The following is a 6,821-nucleotide window of genomic DNA, read 5'->3' as shown; positions in this document are numbered from 1 at the left end:
ATTAAATGTTTGTCCTTTTTTAGCCATAGAAAAATCCCCTCCAAGTTGTTCTCATTTCCTTATGATACCATAAGGTTTTTTTTGAGTGTCTACTTAAAGGGGATAATACCAAGTTAGCACGTGGTTTTTTCCAATTGCTCGCCTTATTTGCTCGCAGCAACCTTCTCTATTTCTTTCACACTTTGATAAATGATGTTGAATAGCTCTTCCAAGTTGCCTTCTTCGATGCAAGAGAACGCGACACGGAGGTCTGTCTCGCCTAACGCGATCGTACCTACACCATGTTCATTCAACAAATGTACGCGCAAAGCTTCCGCATCAACGGTTTTGAGCTTCAAGCACATGAAATAGCCGGAGTTGAATGGGTAGTAGCCCCATGCATCATCGAATTTCCCGCTGTCCAGAATGGACTTAGTTCGGTTCGCACGGCCTTTCATAATTTCGTATTTCTCTTGTTTTTGTGCAGCAAACTCTGGTGAATTCAGGGCATGAAGCACGAACGTTTGGGAAGGATGCGGACCGCTTGAGATCGTAGCGCGGATAATTCCCATCGTTTTTTGTTCCAAAGCGCCAAGCAATGCTTCACTTTGTCCTGCGTACGTAATGAAGCCTACACGGAAGCCCCAGACGTATTCTTCTTTGGTAGCTCCGTCAACTTTGACAGCGAGTACACGCGGGTGAAGATCAGCCAATTGGCCAAATAGGGATTCATGCAGGGAATTTTCAAAGAAAAGACCGAAATAAGCATCGTCTGTAAGGACAACGACGTTAATTCCTGCTTCTGCAGCTTCTTTAATCGCAGCCGTAATCGCATTGCCGTCTTCGCAATCCGGCGTGTAGCCTGTTGGATTGTTCGGGAAGTTCAGAACGACGATCGCTTTGCCTTTGGACTTCTGAGCAAGAAGCGCTTCACGCAGGCCTTCGGAATTAAATCGTTGTTGTTCGTTATAAAGCGGGTAGTTCACGATTTGTGCGCCGCGGCGAATTTCGAAAGTGAGCTCGTAATTCTCCCAGTTTTTATCAGGAATAATTACGGCATCACCAACATCTGCAAAAAGGTCAGCAGCAATACTCAAACCGTGCGTTAATGCATTCGTTACAATCGGGTTACCGATGAGTTTATTGCCAATGCCCGGGTTTTCTTCGAGCATCTTCTTACGCCAAGCTGTACGAAGCTCAGGCTTACCAGCCGGTGGCGCATATTCATATATATCTTTAGGGTTATAAGTGGAGAGTGTGTCTTGAATGACCTTCAAATGCATTGGCTGGCCATTTTCGATGGCAATACCGATTGTAGCATTGAATTTCTTGGCTTTGGCCTTCGCTTCAGCCGATTGACTGAGAATGCCTTCTTTCGGGAAGTAAATCGATTTACCTAATGCAGAAAGCATGTCATGTACGTGAGAATTTTCACGTTGTAGGGTCTCGTTTAACTGACTTGCCAAAGGATTCATAAGAGTGGGTCATTCCTTCCAATGAGCGATTCATTTTTTCCCAGTTATTATATCACTTTCACTCGTGTACGTCACTGCGCTAAACAAATTTTCTATTGGAAGGCATAGCGAGATTACATGCTCAGAAAACCTTCAAGGCGATCTTTCACCTGCGGCCACTCTTTATCAATGATACTGAACATCACCGTGTCGCGAATATACCCGTCGTACATGACGCGATGCTGGCGGAGGATACCTTCTTTCTGAGCACCTAATCGGGCAATGGCGGCTTGAGAGCGTTCGTTGCGAAGGTCGGTTTTAATCTGAACGCGGAGCAGGTCGAGGGTCTCAAAACAATATCGGAGCAGCAGATATTTACATTCTGAATTTACACGGGTACGCCAGACGCTTGGATTGTACCAGGTGTGACCGATTTCCATATTCCGATGAGGAACAGAGATGTCGAAAAGTCGTGTACTACCCACAATGGTATTGGAAAATTTGTCATATACGCTGAAAGGGATACCATTTCCCGCTTCCTGCTCGTTAAGCGCCTGGTACACAAATTGATGGACTTCAGCGGGGCTAAGCAGAGGTGTCATGATGTTAGACCAAATGTTAGGATCGTTAGCAGCTTCGATCAGGCCTGAAATATGTGTTTCTTGCAGGGGAAGCAGGGTTACGCGGGTTCCGTCTAGGAGGGGTGGTTGCAGATTCATGGTTCAGGACTCCTTATATATGCAAAATTTTAATGTGTTTTAAGTAAGCATACGGTATGATTGGATTCATAAAAAGAACCAATATGACTGAATTTATATGTACCATTTTTAGATGAAAAGAAGGGGATCTTATGGCATTTTATTTACCGTTTCAGGTGTACCTCACTGGGTATCCAAGTAAATATGCTGCTTTATATCATGCGCTTCGTGATGAAATTGTAGGCAATAAGCTAACGCTGCATACCAAGCTACCCTCAAGTCGAGAATTGGCTGCCATGCTTGGTCTTTCCAGAGGTACCGTTAATCAGGTGTACGATATGTTGATCGCGGAGGGATATCTGCAGGCTGATGTCGGCCGAGGTACCTTTGTTTCGTACGCGGACGGTCAAGCGAAGGAGAGGGCATATGAGGGGAAGGCGATCGAAATGTCGGCTTGGGGGATGCGAGTGAGTGAGGGGGAGCGCGGGCGCCAGAGTAAAGGAGAAGAGCAGGATCGCGAAGGCGAGATTGATGATGCCGGGGAGCGGGGGAATGTGCGGAAGAGCGGAGTCGAGATCGACAGCGTTAGTGAACAGGAGAAAGAGCGCAAGAGGGCAGTAGAGATGGCAAAAGCAAGGGAGCGGGAAATTGCGTTCGCGGTAGCAAGGCCGCATTTGGAGCAGTTCCCGCGGGAGCAGTGGAACCGCGGGATGTACGAGCAGGTACGGCGAATGACGGAGTCGCCGCAAGAGGACGCCCACATCGCGGAGGGGCACTATGCGCTTCGCGAAGCGATCGCGTTGCACCTGAAGCGGATGAGGGGGATTGATGCGCCGCCTGAGCGCATCGTGATCGTCAATGGGTCGATGCAAGCGATCGCGCTGCTGACCCAACTGCTTGTTAACCCCGGCGATTCCGTTGTGCTGGAGCGCCCCGGGTATCAAGGCGCCAGCCGAGCTGTGCTGGCGGCTGGCGGTGTGCCCGTCCACGCGGCGGTGGACGGGCACGGGCTCATCCCGCAGCCGTGGAACGCACGGCTGCTGTTCGTGACGCCCAGCCGCCAATTCCCTACGGGGGCGGTGCTGGGCCTGGAGCGCCGCCAACAGCTGCTGCGTTGGGCGGCGGAGCAGAACGCTGTCATCGTCGAAGACGATTATGACAGCGAGTTCAGGCACCGCGGGCGGCCGATTGAGCCGCTCAAGGTGCTGGACCAGGAGGGCCGAGTGGTATACATCGGCACCTTCTCCAAAACGATGCTGCAGGACCTGCGCATCGGCTATGTCGTGCTGCCGGAGGCGCTGCACGACGCTTTTGTAGCCGCGAAGCGGCTATACGAGCCGCACCCGACGGGGCTGCTCGAACAGCGCTCGCTCGCCGCCTTCATGGCGAGCGGCGGCTACGAGCGACACCTGCGCCGCATGCGGCGGGTGTACGCGAGCAAGTTCTTGCTCCTGCAGGCGCTGCTGCAGGAGGGGCTGTCCACCCTCTTCGAGTGGGTGGACAGTGACAGCGGGCTGCATCTGTTCGGTTGGTGGCGCGGAGACCAGCGCACCTATGCCGCATATGCAGCCGCGTGTCGCGCCGCCGGCGTCACATGGAGCGACGCTGGCAACTACGCGCTCCCGGTCGGCAGAGCAGGAGCCTGCTTCGGTTTTGCCCATTTAACGGAGGCTGAGATAAGGCAAGGCGTCACCCTGCTCCGTTCAATCTATGAAAGTTTTTCTTAACTCTTTTCATTTAATCTGGTTCATGCCTTTCCTAACTCTTTTCACTTTCCATAAAAAGTCTCTATCAGCGCGCAAAATAAGTCTTTTGGCGGATTACTTTGATTGCTATTGTTTGTATGTTATCATCTAACATGTGGTTAATTAAACTATTATTCGTAGGAGTGATCCTTAGCATGGCTGGATTAAATGGCGGGGGCACAAGTGTCATCGTGCGTCTGGAAATTCATAAAGAACTCGTAACCTTTGGGAAAATTGCTACCGCGATTGGTGATGCAGGCGGCGATATTGTGGCGATCGATGTCACACGGGCTAGCAAAACGACGACAACACGTGATATTACAGTCAAAGTAAGTGATCCCGAGCACACAGAAACAATTACGAAGGTACTTAAAGGAATTCCTGGTGTCCGCCTCATTAACGTGTCAGATCAGACCTTCCTGCTGCATTTGGGTGGTAAAATTGAAGTCACCCCCAAAGTACCGATTAAAAATCGGGATGATCTGTCCCGCGTATATACGCCTGGTGTCGCAAGGGTTTGTATGGCGATTCATGAAGACCCGAGTAAGGCACACTCCTTAACGATTAAAAGGAATACTGTTGCCGTCGTTTCGGATGGGACAGCGGTTCTAGGACTTGGCAATATTGGACCAGAAGCGGCTATGCCCGTGATGGAAGGGAAAGCAATGCTCTTTAAGCAAATGGCAGGTGTAGATGCCTTCCCTATTTGCTTGAACACACAGGATACCGAAGAAATTATTCGCACGGTGAAGGCAATTGCTCCTGGATTTGGCGGTATTAATTTGGAGGATATCTCCTCGCCGCGTTGCTTTGAAATTGAAGAACGCTTAATTAATGAGTTGGATATACCTGTCTTTCACGATGATCAACATGGAACAGCGGTTGTTATTCTAGCTGGGCTGCTCAATGCGGTGAAGCTAGTGGGCAAGCAATTGGAATCGTGCAAAGTTGTCATCACAGGCATTGGAGCCGCAGGAATCGCATGTACCAAAATGCTGATTTCAGCAGGCGTTACCAACGTAATTGGTGTGGATCGCCAAGGGGCAATTGTACGAGGAGAAGTATACACGAATCCAGCTTGGGATTGGTATGCTTCGAATACCAATCCAGGGCTTGAAAGTGGGACGTTATCCGATGTTATCGCAGGTGCTGATATTTTCATCGGTCTTTCAGGACCAGGTGTGCTGAAGCAAGAAGATGTGAAGCGCATGGCAGCTGATCCCATTGTGTTCGCTATGGCGAATCCAACACCGGAAATTACACCAGAAGAAGCAGAGCCTTATGTACGCGTGATGGCGACAGGACGCTCTGATTATCCGAATCAAATAAATAATGTGCTGTGCTTCCCGGGGATTTTCCGAGGTGTGCTAGACTGCCGTGCATCCAAGATCACGCAAGAGATGAAGCTTGCCGCAGCCAAAGCAATTGCAGCGGTTGTAAACGAGGACGAACTGAACGAGTATTACATTATTCCGAGTGTGTTCAACCATGCAGTTGTAGAAAAGGTTAGAGAAGCCGTCATGGAAGCGGCCTATGAATCGGGCGTAGCTCGTCGTCGTAACCAACGAGATACAAATGAAGGGCATCACGAATAAATGAAAAAGCAGTTCGGAACAACGCTGATCCAGCGTGCCGAACTGCTTTTTTTTGTATCATCTCTATAACTTACGCTTGTTCTTCCGTCCATTCCCTCAGCTTACGATCCGTTGGAAGCAAGAAGGTCAGAATGCCTAGCAGCGGCAAGAAGGCACATAACTCCATTACCCGCGAGGTGCCGAATACATCGCACAAATTACCAAGTACGACACTTCCGATCCCACCAAGTCCGAAGGCTAAGCCGGTGATGAGTCCGGATACCGTCCCCACTTTGCCTGGGAAAAGCATTTGTGCATAAACAACAGTTACCGAAAAGCTAGATAGGAGAATAACACCGATAATTACAAGCAAGACGTAAGCCCAAGTAATGCTTACATGCGGCAGCAGTAAGGCGAATGGCGCCGAGCCTAGCATGGAAAAGAAGATCACATTACGCTTCCCGAAACGGTCAGCGATAGGCCCGCCAAAGAACGTACCTACCGCACCAGCGGCAAGGAATAAGAAGATAAAATCCTGTGCACGGTCAATGGATATACCGTACGTATCCTGAAGGAAAAAGGCGAAATAGCCGCTCATTGCTGCCCCGTACCATGAACGAACAAACACTAGGAAAATCAACACAGAGATGGCGAACTTCACTTGTTTGCGGCGTTCAGGACTGACGACACGCTTCACTGTAGATTTAGCTTTAACGGGTGCGTCTTGAAGGACGACTTTGTACCAGCGGGCTATGTACATTTGTACTGCGATTGCGACAGCCGCGACACCAGTAAACCAGATCGAACCGAACAGTCCAAGCGGAATGAAAATCCATTTGGTCATGATAGGGGCGAGTGATTGACCGGCATTACCGCCAACTTGAAATATCGATTGCGCAAGACCTTTACGGCCTCCCGCGGCCATATGCGAAACTCGGGATCCCTCTGGGTGGAAAGCAGCCGAACCTAGTCCGACAAAACAGACAGACAATAGAACAACCCAGTACGAAGGAGCGAAGGCTAGCAGCAGCATGCCGATTAATGTCGATGTCATCCCAATTGGCAGCATATAAGGCGATGGCTTACGATCGCTGTAGAGACCGACAACAGGTTGCATGATTGAAGCTGTGAAGTTAATGGCAAATTGCACCCAGCCCACTTGTGTATAGCTAAGTCCCATTTCGCTTTTCAAAATGGGGAATATTGCTGGAATAACGGATTGAATCGAATCGTTCAGCAAATGAACAAGACCGATTGCGAGTAAAATTCGATATACGGTAGGTTTCATGTCCCCAGCACCTTGCAAGCTTTTGGAGCCACGATCTGGAGATGATGTTGAGATTGATGCCATGGTTTTCTCCTCTCAGGTTG

The 6,821-nt window shown here is 49.6% G+C and carries 5 protein-coding genes; 2 read left to right on the top strand and 3 right to left on the bottom strand.

Features of this window, described 5'->3' with window-relative positions; genetic code table 11:
* Window positions 1-143 precede the first annotated feature (143 nt).
* Together AC58P7_RS16785 and AC58P7_RS16780 are read right to left on the bottom strand one after the other, a co-directional pair.
* Window positions 144-1,454 carry an aminotransferase class I/II-fold pyridoxal phosphate-dependent enzyme gene (locus AC58P7_RS16785; RefSeq protein ID WP_497344734.1) on the bottom strand — a complete coding sequence of 437 codons (1,311 nt, stop codon included), beginning with the start codon at window positions 1,452-1,454 and terminating at the stop codon, window positions 144-146.
* Window positions 1,455-1,567: 113 nt separating this feature from the next.
* Entirely contained in the window at window positions 1,568-2,152 is a 585-nt protein-coding gene (locus tag AC58P7_RS16780; RefSeq protein WP_497344732.1) for a GNAT family N-acetyltransferase, read from the bottom strand.
* A 131-nt stretch (window positions 2,153-2,283) separates the two neighbouring features.
* On the opposite strand from AC58P7_RS16780, the gene pdxR reads away from it, so the two are divergent.
* Together pdxR and AC58P7_RS16770 are read left to right on the top strand one after the other, a co-directional pair.
* Window positions 2,284-3,858, top strand: coding sequence for a MocR-like pyridoxine biosynthesis transcription factor PdxR (gene pdxR / locus AC58P7_RS16775; RefSeq protein ID WP_497344730.1), 1,575 nt, complete (start codon window positions 2,284-2,286; stop codon window positions 3,856-3,858).
* Window positions 3,859-4,031: 173 nt separating this feature from the next.
* The gene (locus tag AC58P7_RS16770) at window positions 4,032-5,471 is read left to right on the top strand and encodes an NAD-dependent malic enzyme (RefSeq protein ID WP_497344728.1); all 1,440 of its coding nucleotides are present in this window, start codon (window positions 4,032-4,034) and stop codon (window positions 5,469-5,471) included.
* Between the two features lie 70 nt (window positions 5,472-5,541).
* On the opposite strand, the gene AC58P7_RS16765 is transcribed toward AC58P7_RS16770, so the two are convergent.
* Window positions 5,542-6,801, bottom strand: a complete 1,260-nt coding sequence (locus AC58P7_RS16765) for an MFS transporter (protein ID WP_497344727.1) — start codon at window positions 6,799-6,801, stop codon at window positions 5,542-5,544.
* Window positions 6,802-6,821: the final 20 nt, after the last annotated feature.

The sequence above is a fragment of the Paenibacillus sp. J22FR5 genome (assembly GCF_059691975.1).
The sequence above is the reverse complement of the archived record's forward strand: the minus strand, read 5'-3'. Positions and strand labels throughout refer to the sequence as shown.

Coding starts and splice junctions, on each gene's coding strand:
- AC58P7_RS16785 (WP_497344734.1), bottom strand. CDS start 1,454: ATGAATCCTTTGGCAAGTCAGTTAAACGAGACCCTACAACGTGAAAAT.
- AC58P7_RS16780 (WP_497344732.1), bottom strand. CDS start 2,152: ATGAATCTGCAACCACCCCTCCTAGACGGAACCCGCGTAACCCTGCTT.
- pdxR (WP_497344730.1), top strand. CDS start 2,284: ATGGCATTTTATTTACCGTTTCAGGTGTACCTCACTGGGTATCCAAGT.
- AC58P7_RS16770 (WP_497344728.1), top strand. CDS start 4,032: ATGGCTGGATTAAATGGCGGGGGCACAAGTGTCATCGTGCGTCTGGAA.
- AC58P7_RS16765 (WP_497344727.1), bottom strand. CDS start 6,801: ATGGCATCAATCTCAACATCATCTCCAGATCGTGGCTCCAAAAGCTTG.